This is a genomic window from Mycobacterium sp. 1165196.3 (genome assembly GCF_001673415.1).
GTDB lineage: Bacteria > Actinomycetota > Actinomycetes > Mycobacteriales > Mycobacteriaceae > Mycobacterium > Mycobacterium europaeum_A.
Genome location: NZ_LZLU01000022.1, coordinates 1 through 14,184, shown reverse-complemented (window position 1 = coordinate 14,184; position 14,184 = coordinate 1). Strand labels below are relative to the sequence as shown.

General features: G+C 69.1%; 17 protein-coding genes and 2 pseudogenes. 6 read left to right on the top strand and 13 right to left on the bottom strand.

Going from position 1 to position 14,184, the window contains the following annotated elements:
• A pseudogene (locus A5659_RS02690) lies at positions 1–271 on the bottom strand (hypothetical protein); the annotation flags it as partial.
• Between the two features lie 38 nt (positions 272–309).
• On the opposite strand from A5659_RS02690, the gene A5659_RS02685 reads away from it, so the two are divergent.
• Together A5659_RS02685 and A5659_RS02680 are read left to right on the top strand one after the other, a co-directional pair.
• Entirely contained in the window at positions 310–945 is a 636-nt protein-coding gene (locus tag A5659_RS02685; RefSeq protein ID WP_067179185.1) for a TetR/AcrR family transcriptional regulator, read from the top strand.
• 104 nt (positions 946–1,049) lie between these two features.
• A complete protein-coding gene (locus A5659_RS02680) occupies positions 1,050–1,526 on the top strand; it encodes a nuclear transport factor 2 family protein (RefSeq protein WP_369829220.1) in 477 nt (158 codons plus the stop codon).
• Between the two features lies 1 nt (position 1,527).
• On the opposite strand, the gene A5659_RS02675 is transcribed toward A5659_RS02680, so the two are convergent.
• Both A5659_RS02675 and A5659_RS02670 read right to left on the bottom strand, forming a co-directional pair.
• A complete protein-coding gene (locus A5659_RS02675; RefSeq protein WP_067179187.1) occupies positions 1,528–2,187 on the bottom strand; it encodes a L,D-transpeptidase in 660 nt (219 codons plus the stop codon).
• Between the two features lie 99 nt (positions 2,188–2,286).
• Positions 2,287–2,964: a phosphatase PAP2 family protein gene (locus tag A5659_RS02670; RefSeq protein WP_067179183.1), complete on the bottom strand. Its 678-nt coding sequence runs from the start codon at positions 2,962–2,964 to the stop codon at positions 2,287–2,289.
• A 56-nt stretch (positions 2,965–3,020) separates the two neighbouring features.
• On the opposite strand from A5659_RS02670, the gene A5659_RS02665 reads away from it, so the two are divergent.
• Entirely contained in the window at positions 3,021–3,503 is a 483-nt protein-coding gene (locus A5659_RS02665) for a hypothetical protein (protein ID WP_066860074.1), read from the top strand.
• Here the strand turns inward: A5659_RS02665 and A5659_RS02660 are convergent.
• The gene (locus A5659_RS02660; protein ID WP_066860077.1) at positions 3,487–3,771 is read right to left on the bottom strand and encodes a hypothetical protein; all 285 of its coding nucleotides are present in this window, start codon (positions 3,769–3,771) and stop codon (positions 3,487–3,489) included. The genes A5659_RS02665 and A5659_RS02660 overlap by 17 nt on opposite strands.
• A 75-nt stretch (positions 3,772–3,846) precedes the next feature.
• Between A5659_RS02660 and bluB the strand changes: the two genes are divergently transcribed.
• The gene (gene bluB, locus A5659_RS02655; RefSeq protein WP_066860080.1) at positions 3,847–4,515 is read left to right on the top strand and encodes a 5,6-dimethylbenzimidazole synthase; all 669 of its coding nucleotides are present in this window, start codon (positions 3,847–3,849) and stop codon (positions 4,513–4,515) included.
• 68 nt (positions 4,516–4,583) lie between these two features.
• A complete protein-coding gene (locus A5659_RS02650) occupies positions 4,584–6,011 on the top strand; it encodes a sulfatase (protein ID WP_066860083.1) in 1,428 nt (475 codons plus the stop codon).
• A 38-nt stretch (positions 6,012–6,049) separates the two neighbouring features.
• Here the strand turns inward: A5659_RS02650 and A5659_RS02645 are convergent, their stop codons facing one another.
• Positions 6,050–6,835 (bottom strand): trans-aconitate 2-methyltransferase, encoded by a 786-nt coding sequence (locus tag A5659_RS02645; protein WP_066860086.1) that lies wholly within the window; start codon positions 6,833–6,835, stop codon positions 6,050–6,052.
• A 165-nt stretch (positions 6,836–7,000) separates the two neighbouring features.
• On the opposite strand from A5659_RS02645, the gene A5659_RS02640 reads away from it, so the two are divergent.
• Entirely contained in the window at positions 7,001–8,200 is a 1,200-nt protein-coding gene (locus A5659_RS02640) for a S9 family peptidase (protein WP_067179181.1), read from the top strand.
• On the opposite strand, the gene eccE is transcribed toward A5659_RS02640, so the two are convergent.
• The 8 genes and pseudogenes from eccE to A5659_RS28880 form a co-directional block, all read right to left on the bottom strand.
• Positions 8,190–9,209 carry a type VII secretion protein EccE gene (gene eccE / locus A5659_RS02635; protein WP_067179179.1) on the bottom strand — a complete coding sequence of 340 codons (1,020 nt, stop codon included), beginning with the start codon at positions 9,207–9,209 and terminating at the stop codon, positions 8,190–8,192. The two genes, A5659_RS02640 and eccE, sit on opposite strands and share 11 nt — an antisense overlap.
• The gene (gene mycP / locus A5659_RS02630) at positions 9,206–10,615 is read right to left on the bottom strand and encodes a type VII secretion-associated serine protease mycosin (RefSeq protein ID WP_067179177.1); all 1,410 of its coding nucleotides are present in this window, start codon (positions 10,613–10,615) and stop codon (positions 9,206–9,208) included. Before mycP ends, eccE begins: the two co-directional genes overlap by 4 nt.
• On the bottom strand, positions 10,612–12,036 hold the full coding sequence (gene eccD, locus A5659_RS02625) for a type VII secretion integral membrane protein EccD (protein WP_156748776.1): 1,425 nt from the start codon (positions 12,034–12,036) through the stop codon (positions 10,612–10,614). Before eccD ends, mycP begins: the two co-directional genes overlap by 4 nt.
• 75 nt (positions 12,037–12,111) lie before the next feature.
• Positions 12,112–13,017, bottom strand: a complete 906-nt coding sequence (locus A5659_RS02620) for an ESX secretion-associated protein EspG (RefSeq protein ID WP_067179173.1) — start codon at positions 13,015–13,017, stop codon at positions 12,112–12,114.
• 20 nt (positions 13,018–13,037) lie between these two features.
• Entirely contained in the window at positions 13,038–13,328 is a 291-nt protein-coding gene (locus A5659_RS02615; RefSeq protein WP_007768835.1) for a WXG100 family type VII secretion target, read from the bottom strand.
• 32 nt (positions 13,329–13,360) lie between these two features.
• Positions 13,361–13,654, bottom strand: a complete 294-nt coding sequence (locus tag A5659_RS02610) for a WXG100 family type VII secretion target (protein ID WP_066860115.1) — start codon at positions 13,652–13,654, stop codon at positions 13,361–13,363.
• A 63-nt stretch (positions 13,655–13,717) separates the two neighbouring features.
• Positions 13,718–13,930 carry a hypothetical protein gene (locus tag A5659_RS02605; protein ID WP_067179171.1) on the bottom strand — a complete coding sequence of 71 codons (213 nt, stop codon included), beginning with the start codon at positions 13,928–13,930 and terminating at the stop codon, positions 13,718–13,720.
• An 18-nt stretch (positions 13,931–13,948) separates the two neighbouring features.
• A pseudogene (locus tag A5659_RS28880) lies at positions 13,949–14,184 on the bottom strand (hypothetical protein); the annotation flags it as partial.

The following is a 14,184-nucleotide window of genomic DNA, read 5'->3' as shown; positions in this document are numbered from 1 at the left end:
GCGGCGCCCCGATGTCGAGCTGCAGGCCCTTGAAAATCGTGATGACGTCGTCGCCCTCGTAGTTCAGCGCCTTCTGCATCCGGCGGGTGTAGATCGGGCTGGCACCCGCCCACTCCTCGATCGCGATCTGGACCATCTCGTCGCGACCGAACGAGGAGATGCACCAGGCCATCCCGGACCGGTCGATCAGCTGCCCGATCAGCAGCAGTTCGGGGACCAGGGCGACGAGCTCGTCACGGGACAGTTGCGCATATCGCGAGGGGCTGCTCACGCCCCAAAAATAGACTCGACTATGTTATAAAGTCAACAATGCCCATCGTCGCTGGCCAGACGCCCGATCGCCCAGTTGGCCCCACCAGGCGAACCACCGCGCCCCGCAAGCGCGGCGATGACACCCGGGCGAAGATCATCGACGAGACGGTCCGCTGCATCGTGGAGGAGGGCTTCTCGGCGGCCACCGCCAAGCACGTCGCCGAGCGTGCGGGCGTCACCTGGGGCGTCATCCAGTACCACTTCGGGGATCGCAACGGCCTGTTGATGGCCGTGGTCGACGACGGGGTGGCCCGGCTGGTGGACAGCCTGTCGTCGGCCGATGTCAGCGAGCTGCCGCTGCGCAGCCGCATCGAGGTCGTCGTCGACACGGCCTGGAGCTGTTACAGCAGCCCGACGTCGATGGCCGCCTTCGAGATTCTGCGCGAAACCCGCGGCGGTCCGTCGCGGCGTCACCTGCTGGACATGAATTCCGCGATCGGTCAGCTGGGCCGGCTGATCACCACCGATCCCGCGCATGCCGGTGTGGCCGAGGTCATTTGGGCCACGCTGCGCGGTGTGGTGCTGGCGCAGATGCTCACCGGCGCGACCGTCGACTGGAGCCTGGAGCGACGTGCCCTCGTCGACATGGTGACCGGTTACCTCGCCGAGGGCCAGGGATACCGCGACACGTAAGCCACGCACACGACACGCCGCGCGGACACGCACTGGTTGAAGTCTGGTGCCCACCCCGTCCGACCGCCTCATGATTCGCATTTCCCGTGTGCTGCAATGACGGGATGACCCTCGACGATCTGGCCGATATCGAAGCCATCAAGCAAGTCAAATACCGGTATCTGCGCGCGCTGGACACCAAGCACTGGGACGACTTCACCGACACCCTGGCCGAGGACATCAAGGCCGACTACGGCCCGTCGATCGGCAACGAATTGCACTTCACCAACCGCGCCGACCTGGTGGAGTACATGCGGACCTCGCTGCCGGCGAACGTCATCACCGAGCACCGGGTGACGCATCCCGACATCACCGTCGATGGCGACACCGCAACGGGCAGTTGGTATCTGCAAGACCGGGTGATGGTGGCCGATTTCAACTTCATGTTGATCGGGGCGGCCTTCTACCGCGACACCTACCGCCGCACCGATGCCGGCTGGAAGATCAGCGGCACCGGATATGACCGAACCTACGACGCCACAATGTCTTTGGAGGGCCTGAACTTCACGCTCAAGCCCGGCCGCGCCATCGCCGGCGACTGAACTACTTGGTGATGGCGATGACCGCGCCGGGCCGTAGCCATTTCATGATCGACACCAGCTGAGCGTCGTCGACCGCCACGCAGCCCTCGGTGGGTTTCCCGTCGGTGGTGTGGAAGAAGAACGCGGCGCCCCCACCCGGGGTCTTGTTCTTGTTGACGCCCATCACGACTGCGTGCTTGTACTGCGGGATCTGCAGGTTCTCACTGTCGCCGGTGTTGAACGGGCACTGCGCCTGCTGGCACACCTGCATCGAGTTGAACGTCGGGCTGTGGTCGTCGCCGCTCCACCAGTAGTTTCCCCCGGTCACCTGGGTGTAGGGCAGGCCGGTGCCCGGGTTGGGCGCCGTGCCGAACGCGGAGTCGAGGCTGTACACCCCCATCGGGGTGGCCGGAACGCCGCTCTTGGCCTGCGGCGCCATCCCCGCCGAACCGACGTGGGTGGGGATGCCGGACCGCAGCGACTGCCAGCCGGTGCCGGTGCGCTGGAAGATCTCCATGGTCGCGTTGGAACCGCCGGTGCTGACCACCGAAACCACCTGCGTCGCATTGCCTACCGCGTTCGCGAACCAGGGAGCGCCGGCCGCGGCGCTGATCGGGGCGAGCACCAGGGAGGCGAAAAGTACGCACGTCGCGGCGCATAGCGAAGCGAGCAGTCGGTGCATGCCCTCCATCGTCGAACGGGCACATCTTCAGGGTCAAGTAAAGCTTTAGCCCCGGTTAGGTCACCGCGTCGTGACCAAATGCCCACCGCGACAGTGTCGTTAGCGCACCGCCGCGGCTTCGACCGTGCGCTCCGCGCCGTCCGGTCGACGGGCCGGGGGCCGAAAGACCAAGAGACACACCAGCAAATACAGGTAACCCAGCGACCAACCGGCCAGCACGTCGGACGGATAGTGCACGTTCAGCGCCACCCGGGCGGCGCCGACCATCAGCAGCGACACCGCCACCGTCGCGACCGCGATGCGGCGGATCAAGCGGGTCATCATCGGAAAGAAGAAGCACAGCACGGCGAGCAGTGCGGCCATCGCCTCCAGCGCGTGCCCGGACGGAAACGAACTGGACGCCGCGGCGACCAGCATCGTCGCCGGACGCGGGCGATCGACCAGGGCCTTGGCCGCCGCGGTGACGAACTCGTTGAGCGGCCCGCAGGCGAACACCAGCACCAGCGCGGCCCGCGGATTGCGCATCACCAGGGCCAACACCGTCATTGCGATGCCCAGCACGGACATCGGCACTGGCCCCAGGACGTAGGACACGTCTTGCCAAAACCGCAGCCACAGCGGGTGTTTGACCGCGACGTCGCGGGCGGCGTTGAGCAGCGACCAATCCATCGAATGCAGCCAGGCCCAGTGCCGGCAGTAGCCCACCCACAGCATCGCGTACAACATCGCGGCCAATGCTGCGATCCAGATGGCCACCGGCATCCTCGGGCGAGTCATAACCAACCGATACCAGCACCGCCACACGACGGCGCTCGCGCGGTCATACTGTCGATATGGCCGTCTTTGTCCGTAGGTTGTTCGGCATCGGCAAGCTGCCCGACGAGCTGCACGCCCAGCTCGAGTCGGAAGGCCTCACCTACCTCGCCGATTACGTCGCCGTGACGAGGCGATTCAGCGGCACCATCCCGGGTGTGCGGTTGCCGCACAGCGTCGCCAGCTACACGGGTTCGCTGGTCTTCACCTCGGAGCGGGTCCTGGCGACGCTGTCCATGCTGCCCCGGCTGGCCGGCCCGACCGTCAACGTGCGGTGGAACGCGCCGCAGACCGGCGCGGCGCGGGTGGAGATCTCCTCGACCGGCCTGCAGGTCGATGTCGACGTCGCCCGGGTCGACGAGAAGTTCAGCGGCGAGTTGTCGCTGCACTACAAGGTCGCCATTCCCGACGACGTGCTTGACGGCCTGCCGTTGCGCTCGCTGGCGTTCGACATGCCGCCGGAGTACGTGTTTCGCGCGGTCGGCGTTACCTATAGTCCCTGATCGTGATGCGCGGCCACGGCGGCTGCCGCAGCACCGCCAGGCTGCCGATCACCGCGGCCAGCAGCCCGGTGACCACCCCGATCAGCGCGATCCGCCCCCCGTCCACCGCCGGCGTCCAGGAGGCCTGTCCGTCGCGGATGGCGAACACGCCCAGCGGTTTGGTGACCACGATGACGGTGGTGCCGTCCGGGGTCTGATAGGGCTCACCGTAGCGGCGACCGGCGGCTGCGTCGGCGGCCAGCTGATCGAGCACGTCGGAAGGCTTCACTGTCAACACTCCCCTCGCCGGGATCCACCGGGCCGGTGGTCAGGGCACGCCCCACGCTAACGCGGATTTCCTACGATGGCTGACGTGACCGGTGAGGCATTCAGCCCGCAAGAGCGACGGGCCGTCTATCGCGTCATCGCCGAACGCCGTGACATGCGCCGGTTCGTTCCCGGCGCGACGGTGGACGAGGCCGTGCTGGCGCGGCTGCTGCAGGCCGCGCACGCGGCGCCCAGCGTCGGCCTGATGCAGCCCTGGCGCTTCATCCGGATCACCGACGCCTCGCTGCGGCGGCGCATCCACGCCCTGGTCGACGAGGAACGCCCGCGCACCGCCGCCGCCCTGGGCGAACGCGCCGACGAATTCCTGGCGCTCAAGGTGGAGGGCATCCTCGAGTGCGCCGAGCTGTTCGTGGTGGCCCTGGGCGACGACCGCGACTCGCACGTCTTCGGCCGGCGCACCCTGCCGCAGATGGACCTGGCGTCGGTGTCGTGCGCGATCCAGAACCTGTGGCTGGCGGCCCGCTCCGAGGGCCTGGGCATGGGTTGGGTGTCGTTGTTCGATCCGCAGCGCTTGGGGTCGCTGCTGGACCTGCCGCCCGGCGCCGAACCGGTGGCGATCCTGTGCCTCGGGCCGGTGCCGGAGTTCCCGGATCGTCCGGCGTTGGAACTGGACGGCTGGACCGTCGGGCGCCCGCTGTCGGAGTTTGTCTCCGAAAACCGCTGGGGTCAACTGCCGATGCCCTGACGCGTCGGCACTCAGCAATCGCGCAGGGAAGTTGCGGTAACGTCGCCGGTCGCAAGGCAATGTGAGAGGTGACGCAATTGACGCCGGGCGACATAGCGGACCGACAACAGAACACGGGCTTTCGGGACAACGTGCTGATCGTGCACTGGCACGACCTGGGGCGCTACCTCGGCGCCTACGGCCACGCCGACGTGTCGAGCCCGCGACTGGACCGCCTTGCCGCCGAGGGCATCCTGTTCACCCGCGCGCACGCCACCGCGCCGCTGTGCTCGCCGTCACGCGGATCGCTGTTCACCGGCCGGTACCCGCAGAACAACGGGCTCATCGGGCTGGCCCACCACGGCTGGGAATACCGCGACGGTATCCGGACCCTGCCCCAGATACTGTCCGAATCCGGCTGGTATTCGGCACTTTTCGGCATGCAGCACGAGACCTCCTACCCCAAGAGGTTGGGTTTCGACGAGTTCGACGTGTCGAACTCCTACTGCGACTACGTGGCCGACAGGGCCGACGAGTGGCTGCGGCAAAGTGCCGAAGGCCTTGTCGGCCAACCGTTTCTGTTGACCGCTGGCTTCTTCGAGACGCACCGACCGTATCCACGGGACCGCTACACGCCGGCGGACAGCGACCGGGTGGATCCGCCCGATTACCTGCCCGACACCCCGGAGGTGCGCGGTGACCTCGCCGACTTCTACGGGGCCATCAGCACGGCCGACGCCGCCGTCGGGCGACTGCTGGACGCGCTGGCCGACACCGGCCTGGACGCCACCACCTGGGTGGTGTTCTTCACCGATCACGGCCCGCCGTTCCCCCGGGCGAAATCCACGCTGTATGACGCCGGGACCGGCATCGGCATGATCGTTCGACCGCCCACCCGCCGGAAGCTGGCGCCCCGCGTCTACGACGAGCTGTTCAGCGCGGTCGACCTGGTCCCGACGCTGTTGGGGCTGTTGGGAATCGACGCTCCGGTCGACGTTGACGGTGTCTCACATGCGCCCGCCCTGCTGGAGCCGGATCCGCAGACCGCACCGGTGCGCGACCACGTGTACACGATGAAGACCTACCACGACTCGTTCGACCCGATTCGGGCGATTCGCACCAAGGACTACAGCTACATCGAGAACTACGTGCCGCGGCCACTGCTGGATCTGCCGCGTGACATCCAGGAGAGCCCGTCCGGGCAGGCCGTCGCGCCGTTCGTCACCGCGCCGCGGCCCGAGCGTGAACTCTACGATCTGCGCAGCGATCCCACCGAGACCAACAACCTGCTGGCCGGCGACGGCACAGATGCGGACGAGGTGGCTGCCAATCTCGCTGTGCTGCTCCATGATTGGCGTCAGAGTACCGGCGACGTCATTCCCTCGGAGTTCGCCGGCACCCGCATCTCGGCGCGCTACACCGAAACGTATGAGCAGATCCACCACGGCAAACCGACCCCGCGTTCCGGCATCGCAGCCGACCGGGGCATCGAAGAAGGCAAGCCCACCCAGCGCTGATTGCGGTCTGACTGATGCAAAGTCGCCGGCGCACCCCGCTAGCCGGCAGAGCGGCTCGAGCCACCCACCTCGGCGACGACGAATACCCGCCGGAACGGGAAGATCGTCGTCCCGTCGGATCGGGGCGGGTAGGCGTCCTGCAGCAGCGGGATCAGCTCCTCGCGGAACTGCTCCCACGTCTCGTCGTCGAGCCGCTCGCGCACCGGAACCAGCGCCGTGCCGGTGATCCATTCCAGCACCGGATGCTCGCCGGTCAGCTGGTGCAGATACGTGGTCTCCCAGACATCGACCTTGCATCCCGCGTCCAGCAGCAGATTGGCGTAGTGGGCCGGCGGCTGGACCACCGCGCCCACCCGAAACGGTATGTCGCGCAACAGCTTCGCGTACGGCTCCCGGCGGGCCAGCGCCCGCACCGCCGCATAGGACGGTGACTCGAAGTTGCCCGGCATCTGGACACCGATCCACGATCCGGATGCCAGCTGCCCCGCCCACCGCAGCAGCAGGTCGGCGTGCTCGGGCACCCAATGCAGGGCCGCGTTGCTCACCACCACGTCGGTGTCGGGTTTGGGCTTCCAGTCGCGCAGGTCGCCGATGGCGGCGTCGATGCCGCGCTCCTTGGCCGCGGCCACCATCTCCGGCGAGCTGTCCATCGCCTCGATCACCGCGTCGGGCCAGCGCCGGGCCAGATACTTCGTCAGGTGACCGGGTCCGCAACCCAGGTCGACGACGCGCCGCGCCCGGTCGGCGCCCACCCGCGACAGCAGGTCATAGAAGGGGCGGCCCCGGTGGTCGGCGAAGGCCAGGTAGACGTCCGGATCCCACATGTCGATCCTCCTGATCCTCGCGCCGCGGCTCGCCGGTCGATAGCAAACCGTACAACTCCCATGGTGCGCCGACGCGGCCCGAATGGTCCCGGGATAACACCGCTACGACCCAAACCGGTCGAAACGCCCAGGCAAGGCGGGCCCGCCGGGCTACCATCGGCGATCGTGGCGTCCGACTCAGATCCGATCGAACCGCCCGTCCCCGTTCCCGACGTCCCCGGCGCCGATCTACCGGCCGGCGCCGGCGGATTACCCCCCAATTCGGCGTTGTCGCCCCGCCAGCGAATGGTAGTCGAGGCGTCGGCCCTCGGCGATCTGGCCCTGCGCACCTGGGTCGCGTCGCTGCTCACCACCACGGTGGCGCCGTTGGTGGTGGCCGCCACCCTGCGCCAACACGATTCCGCCGCCGAGCGCGGCAACCTCGATTTCTATGCCGAGCTGGCTGCGGCGGGCGATCCGGCGCGGTCCTTTCCCGCCCCCGCCGAGGTGCCCCGGGTGGCGTCGCGACGGGCCAGCCCGCTGGCGGAATGGATCGCCCGCGGCACCGTCGACAACATCGCGTTCCCCAGCAGTTTCACCGCCGTCAACCCCGCCATGCGCGCGCAGTGGGGCGGCTGGCGGTCGAACAATATGGTGCGCGCCCAGCATTGGCGCCACGACGACGGGCCGCGCCCCACCCTGTGCGTCATCCACGGCTTCATGGGATCGTCGTATCTGGCCAACGGGCGGTTCTTTTCGCTGCCCTGGTATTACCGGTCCGGCTACGACGTGCTGATGTACACCTTGCCGTTTCACGGCAAGCGGGCCGAAAAGTTCTCACCCTTCAGCGGTTTCGGCTATTTCGCCGGCGGCCTCAGCGGTTTCGCCGAGGCCATGGCCCAGGCCGTGCACGACTTTCGTTCCATCATCGACTATTTGCGCCACACCGGCGTGGACCGCATCGCGCTGACCGGAATCTCGTTGGGTGGTTACACCTCGGCGCTGGTGGCCTCGGTCGACGACCGGCTCGAGGCGGTCATCCCCAACTGCCCGGTCGTCACGCCGGCGACGTTGTTCGACGAATGGTTCCCGGCCAACAGACTGGTTCGCCTGGGGCTGCGCCTGTCCGACATCAGCCACGACGACTTGGCGGCCGGCTTGGCCTACCATTGCCCGCTCAACTATCGGCCGCTGGTGCCCCGGGACCGCCGGATGATCATCACCGGGCTCGGCGACCGGATGGCGCCGCCCGACCACGCCGTCAAACTATGGCACCACTGGGATCAGTGTGCGCTGCATTGGTTTCCGGGCAGCCACGTGTTGCACGTGAGCCAGCTGGACTACCTGCGCCGGATGACCGCGTTCCTGCAGCAGGTCATGTTCTGACCACCTCGACGGTGTCGGCGTTGTCGCCGATGTCACCCAGCGGGGCCCGGTGGGCTCCGCCCGCGAGGGTGGGCCAGTGCACCTGCGCGAGCAGGTCCGCCGGCGCGGCGGTGTGTCCGTCGAGCCGCCGGGTGGACAGCAGGTCCAGTGCGGTCAACGCGGGCAAGTGATTTCCGCGCTGCGGGGTCAGCCCATCCACCGGCGCCTTGCCGTCCGGGCCGGTCTCGGTCTGGAACGCACAGGCGACCGCCACGGTGGGTCGGGTCTTGTCACCGGCGACCTCCAGCGCGGTGCAGGTCTCGCGCGCGGAATACGACCGGATCGCCGCCAGGGTCTCCGGCAGGGCGTCGTCCACCGAAATCCGGTATGCGGCAAGGTAATCCGAGGCGCCGCGCTGCACTGCCCGCCACCGCTCGCGCGGGTTGTTGGTCAGCAACCGAGGAACGTCGTCGGCCGCGACGGGGGTGGCCTCCCAACCGATCTCCCGAAGATGGTCGGCCAGCCGGCGGGCGGCGACCTGAGCGGTCTCGTGCAGTGGGATTCGCGACGAGCGTGCCTGCAGCGCGGCCAGGTTGTCGCGCGCCGACACGGTGAGCCCGATCCACGTCTCGCGCCGAGATGCGTCGGCGGCGTTGTCGCGGCTGGTGATGCGGATCTTGTCCGCCCGGATGCCGTAGCGGTCCAGGTAGCTCGCGACCAGCGGCAGCGGCAGCACATCGGAGTCGTCCTCGGGTGCGCCGAGGCGAATGAGGGCGGTCGCCGCCGTGTCGGAAGTGCTCGACGGGACGGCGTTGCCGCGGGCGATCATCGCCAGGCGGCGGCCCACGATGGTGGTGAGATGCAGGCCGCCCCACCAGCCGAACAACACGATGACGACGGCGGCGGCGATGCCCAGCAGCCAGTAGTCGCGGGGCGTGCGCCACGGGTAGGCCATGATCGCGGGCACGATGGCCAACAGCGCCAACGTGATTCGGCCGCTGCGGGGAATCGGTATCCGATGCTTGCTCACGGGGTGGGGTCCTTTCGTCGGCGTGCGGCGATTGCGGTGACGGCGCCGGCCACCGCGACCAGCACGGCCAGCGCGACGGTGCCGGCCACCGCGACGGTCCGCGGTTTGGTGTCCTCGGGCGCGGGTGCCGGCGGCACGGCCACCGGCTTCACCGCCGCCGCGCCGGGCTGGTCACCGGCGGGAAGTTGCCAGGTCAGGGCCGCCACCGGATCCACGCTGCCGGTGCCCACCACGTTGGAGGGGTCGCGGGCGCCGTTGTGCGCGGTCGCGGTGATGCGGCGCAGCACCGCGCTGGCGTTGAGGTCGGGGTATTTGCTGCGGACCAGCGCCGCGACGCCGGCCACGTAGCCGGCCGCGTAACCGGTGCCGCTCAGGGCGGCGAGTTGCTGGTGTTCGTCGGGCAGGCCGTTCGCCAGGCCGCCGCCGTCGGCGTTGCCGATCGACACGATGCGTTCGCCGGGCGCGGCGACGCCCACCCACGGCCCCGCCACGGTGAATTTCGAAGGCTGGCCGTCCGGGGTCAGGGAGGCCACCGACAACACGTAGGGCTGCCACCATGACGGGATGGACACCGACGTGACGCCGGCCCAATTCCGTGGATCGTTCGGGCGGCTCAGGTCGGTGAGCGGATTGGATTCACACGAGGTGCCCCCACCCGCGAACCCGGTGGGTCCGCTGTTGCCCGCGCCGGCGACGATCACCGCGTCTTTGTCCACCGCCGCGTAGCGGACGGCGGCACCGAGGGCGGCCTGGTCGACGGGCCGGTCGACGGGCATGCAGGTGGTCGAGCCGATGTCGATCACCCGGGCGCCGAGGTCGGCGGCGTGCACGATCGCCCGGGCGAGCGTGGACACCTCGGCCGACACCCGCGCCAGCATCGGATCGCCGCCCGGCGTGCGCGGCGAGAACTTGGCCGACGTCGTCCGCAGCGACACCACCCGCGCGGCGGGCGCCACGCCGGAGAAACCGTCGTCGGCCGAGGGCTGGCCGGCGATGATCCCGGCGACCAGCGTCCCGTGGCCGTCGCAGTCGGTCAGGCCGTCGGTCGTCTCGACGAAATCACCGCCCGCTTCGGCGTTGGGCAGGCGTGGACCCGGCCGCACCCCGGTGTCGAGCACCGCCACCAGCTGCCCCTCGCCCCGCGAAAACTGCCATGCCGCAGGGAGATTCAGCACCGACTGACTGGGAGTGATGGCAGCCGGATCGCTGCCGGGTACCACTCCGGCCGTGCTACAGGGTCCGCGCTGCTCCATCGGCTGCCCGGGTCCCGGCGCCCCGCTGGGCGGCGGGACACCGGGATCGACCGTCGGCGGGCTGATGGCCAACGCCGGCGGACTGGTCCACGTCGCGGCGGCGGGCAGCACCGCCAACGCCGCCGCGAAGCAGGCTGATGCCGGCCGAATCATCGATTGAGCACCCAGCTGAACAGACCGACCACGAACGCCATGACGGGGATCAGCGACGCGTCGAGTCCGGTGGCGACGAATCCCACCAGCCGGCGCACCGGCAGCGAATAGCTTTCCGGCGCAGCGATGCCCGGGTTGAGCGCCACCACGATCCACACCGTCACCAGCGCCAGCAGCACCAGCGCGGCGCCCAGCGCGGCCGCGTAGCGTCCGGTCCAGGTGTAGAGCACCAGCAGCACTCCGGCGGTCAGGAAGGGCTGGGCGAGCAGCCACGCCTTGCACGCGGCGGAGTCCCACACCCTGGCGCGCAGCACGGACGTCGCCGCGGTCGCCGCGATCACGTACCAGCCCGCGACGCTGAGCGACTCGGGCCGCAGGCCGATCGCCACCGAACCCAGGACGCTGAGCAGCACTGCGGCGGCGATGAATCCGCTCTGATGCGCGTCGCTGATCCGCACGCGCCGGGGCAGGTCCTCGAGGACCTGCAGCGACGGCGCCGACGGGGTGGGGTCCCCGGGCGCCGGGATGACCGGCAACGGGAACCGCGCCCACAGCGCGGACAGTTGGGCCGCCTCGATGGTCACCAGCAGCGCCGCCACGATCAGGCCGCAGCCGATGGCGATGGGCGTGAGGTGCCACAGCAATTCGGCACCGGCGGCCAGCAGCACCCCGGCGCCCACCACCGCGGTCGCGGTGAAGAACCCGGCGATGCGCTCGCGCTCGGCGCTGGGCGCCATCAGGGCGATCAGGGACCACGCGGTGACGCCGGCCGCGGCCAGGGTCAGTTGGGCGGGACCGAACCTGCCCGGCACCGCCAGCGCGAGCGCGGCGGCGATGGGAACCAGCGCGGCGATGGACAGCGCCATGCCGGTGCGCGCCGAGCGCGCGGTCACCAGCAGGCCGACGATCGCGGTCAGGGCCGCCACCGCGCTGACCGCGACCAGTCCCAGCAGCGCACCGGTGGCCACCCGGTAGGTCACCGACAGCCCGGTGGCCAGGAATGCCACCGCGATCGCCGCGGCCAGGGCGCCGCGCTGGATATGCGTTGGGCCCCAGGGCTTGAGCCGTGAGGCGGAGAAGATCATGGCCGCGTCGGCGATGTCCTCGACGATGCCGGGCGCGGCCGGACCGACCGGCACCGCCTGCAGCGCCAGCAGGTCACCGTCGACGACGCCGACCGTGTCCAGGCTGGCGTCCAGGCTGAACGGCGCACCGCCGATGGGCGCCAGGCTCAGTTGGGTCGCCGCGCCGACCTCGGCGGCGCCGCGCGTGGCGGTGCCGTCCTCGGAGTCGCCGTTAACCGCGGCGGGAACCACCAAACGCTGGACGGCGGGCAGGATTTCGCGCAGCGGCAGCTCCGCAGGCAAGGCCATTTCCGTCAACCTGCTGTCCGCCAGTATTGCCACGCGGACGATCGGCATGACGGTTCCGGAGGTCACCGGACCCTCGAAACGTGTTGGGGCCGTTGCTGGAACATCGTGCTCTCTTCTCTTTTGCTATGAGTGTTGAACGGACAGTGTTGAAGGGGAAAAGTCTCGGGTCAACCGGTGTTCGGCGAACCATCCGGCGTCTGGCAGTAAAGCGGTCAGTTGTTCGATCGCGACGGCGATCGCGAACGGCGTTCCGGGCGCGAAGGTCGACACCCACTCACCGTCGAACGCGCGGGACGGGCTGACCAGCACCCGTCCCTCGCTTGCGTCGACGATGCTCATCCCCACCTCGCTGGTGGAGTGCCGGCCGTCGCGGTGGCAGCCGGCGACGATCTCGACATAGCTGCGCGGCCCGTTGAACACCGATTCCACCACCGGCCGCGCCGATTGTGGAATGCCCAGGTAGTCAAGGACTTCCGCGAGCGGTGCACCCGAACGCAGCCGCTCGTCGGCTCTCGCCCCGACCCGCATCGGCATGCTGAACTCGTCGAACCGCGCCGGCGGCCGTTGGGCGAGACCGACGGTGAGCACCGGAACCAGAGCGCGTGGATCGTCGATGTTCATCGCGGTGAAGGTGATCAGCTGTGCGCTGCGCAACGCGACCACGGTGATCGACGGCTTGCCGGCCTCACCGCTGCGCTGCGCGACGATGCCGCGCAGCAAGTCGGCGCCGCCGCCGGGCTCACCGGTGTCCTTGGCGGGGCCGACGTAACGCAGGTCCAGCCACCGCTGCGGAAAACACACCACCTTGATCCACTCGGCGACGGCGGGGTTGACGAGTCCGGCCTCCGAAACCAGGCCCAGCTCGGTCAGCTCAGCCTTCTGACGGTCGAGGAACGCGTTGCGCTCCGCGGCATCATGATAGGGCGAGGTGATTGCCAGCACCCAGGGAAAGCTCCCCGCCCCAACCGTTTCCGCGATGAACCAAGCGTGATCGACCGTCAGCTCGACGGCGTTGGGCGCTTGCTGCATCAGGTTCGTTCAGGCACGAACTAGCCGCCCCATTTGGCGGCTTCGGCCTGGTCGCGGGCGAGCATGGACATGGTGTTCGCCTCGTGGGTGCTGGCCATCGACTGGTAGGCGCGCACCAGGCTTTCCATCGCCTGGTTCCACTGGGCCTGCCACACCTGGTAGGTCATACCGGTGTCACCCTGCCAGGCGTTGGACAACGTGGCCTGTTCGCTGGCGATGTCGGAACCGAGCCCCTGCATGGTGCCGGCGTATCCGGACATGTCGGCGGCGTGGCTCAACATCGCCGGGTAGTTGTACATGATCTGCGACATGACAAGTCCTTTCGAGGTTGCTAGCGGTGAGCTCAGAACGCGGTGTAGCCGGAGGCGGCGGCGGCGTCGGCGGCCACGTAGGTCCCGGCGGCGTCCCCGAGGTTGGCCTGGGCGATGTCGAGCAGGGTGTTGACCCGCGCGGCGACCTCGACGAACCGCGCGTGCGCGGCCTGGAAGGCGGCAGAGGACTCACCCTGGTGAAACGCCTGCGCCGACATGGCTTCCTGCTCGGCCTGGCTGATCGTGCTGCGCAGCAATGCCGCCTTGGCGCTGAAGGCCGACTGTGCGGCTACCAACTGCGGAATGTGAGCGTCCAACATACTCATGTTGATTCCTTTCTGTTGCGTCCGTTGGGGATTCGGTAATTCACCTGCATCTGGCTGACTGCCTTACCCCCCTTTCCCCGGATCGGTTGGGCCCGTTGGGTTGCCGGCCTCGTGCTCCCACGTGCCGGGCACCATCGGCATGCGTGGGCCGCCGCCGAAGTCGTCGTCGGCCAGCTTGGTCAATCCGGCCGCCTGAAAAGCCTTCTGCCGCTGTGTCGTTCCGGCGAATCCGAGCGCCCCGGCACCCTGCGCGGATGCGACGGCCGCGGCCAGCAACTTCGCCTACCTGGTCGCCTATGGCGGTGATCCGGACGCCGGGGTCGGACCGACGCTCGGGGGCCGCGGCGGTGCCAAGGCCCCTGCGGCCACCATCCCGGCGGCCGGAGCCGCGGCGGCCAGCCGGGCCGAGTCCCGGGCGCGGCGCCGTCGGCGCGCCGCGCTGCACGACCACGCCGACGAGTTCGCGGACATGGAATCTGACTTCGGCGTGCCGCCGGATTTCGGTGACGAGGAGGAGCTGGCCGCGGCCG

Bases quoted from the DNA above. Each gene is read 5' to 3' on its own strand.
- A5659_RS02685 (WP_067179185.1), top strand. From the start codon at position 310: ATGCCCATCGTCGCTGGCCAGACGCCCGATCGCCCAGTTGGCCCCACC.
- A5659_RS02680 (WP_369829220.1), top strand. From the start codon at position 1,050: ATGACCCTCGACGATCTGGCCGATATCGAAGCCATCAAGCAAGTCAAA.
- A5659_RS02675 (WP_067179187.1), bottom strand. From the start codon at position 2,187: ATGCACCGACTGCTCGCTTCGCTATGCGCCGCGACGTGCGTACTTTTC.
- A5659_RS02670 (WP_067179183.1), bottom strand. From the start codon at position 2,964: ATGACTCGCCCGAGGATGCCGGTGGCCATCTGGATCGCAGCATTGGCC.
- A5659_RS02665 (WP_066860074.1), top strand. From the start codon at position 3,021: ATGGCCGTCTTTGTCCGTAGGTTGTTCGGCATCGGCAAGCTGCCCGAC.
- bluB (WP_066860080.1), top strand. From the start codon at position 3,847: ATGGCTGACGTGACCGGTGAGGCATTCAGCCCGCAAGAGCGACGGGCC.
- A5659_RS02645 (WP_066860086.1), bottom strand. From the start codon at position 6,835: ATGTGGGATCCGGACGTCTACCTGGCCTTCGCCGACCACCGGGGCCGC.
- mycP (WP_067179177.1), bottom strand. From the start codon at position 10,615: ATGATTCGGCCGGCATCAGCCTGCTTCGCGGCGGCGTTGGCGGTGCTG.
- eccD (WP_156748776.1), bottom strand. From the start codon at position 12,036: ATGCCGATCGTCCGCGTGGCAATACTGGCGGACAGCAGGTTGACGGAA.
- A5659_RS02620 (WP_067179173.1), bottom strand. From the start codon at position 13,017: ATGCAGCAAGCGCCCAACGCCGTCGAGCTGACGGTCGATCACGCTTGG.
- A5659_RS02615 (WP_007768835.1), bottom strand. From the start codon at position 13,328: ATGTCGCAGATCATGTACAACTACCCGGCGATGTTGAGCCACGCCGCC.
- A5659_RS02610 (WP_066860115.1), bottom strand. From the start codon at position 13,654: ATGAGTATGTTGGACGCTCACATTCCGCAGTTGGTAGCCGCACAGTCG.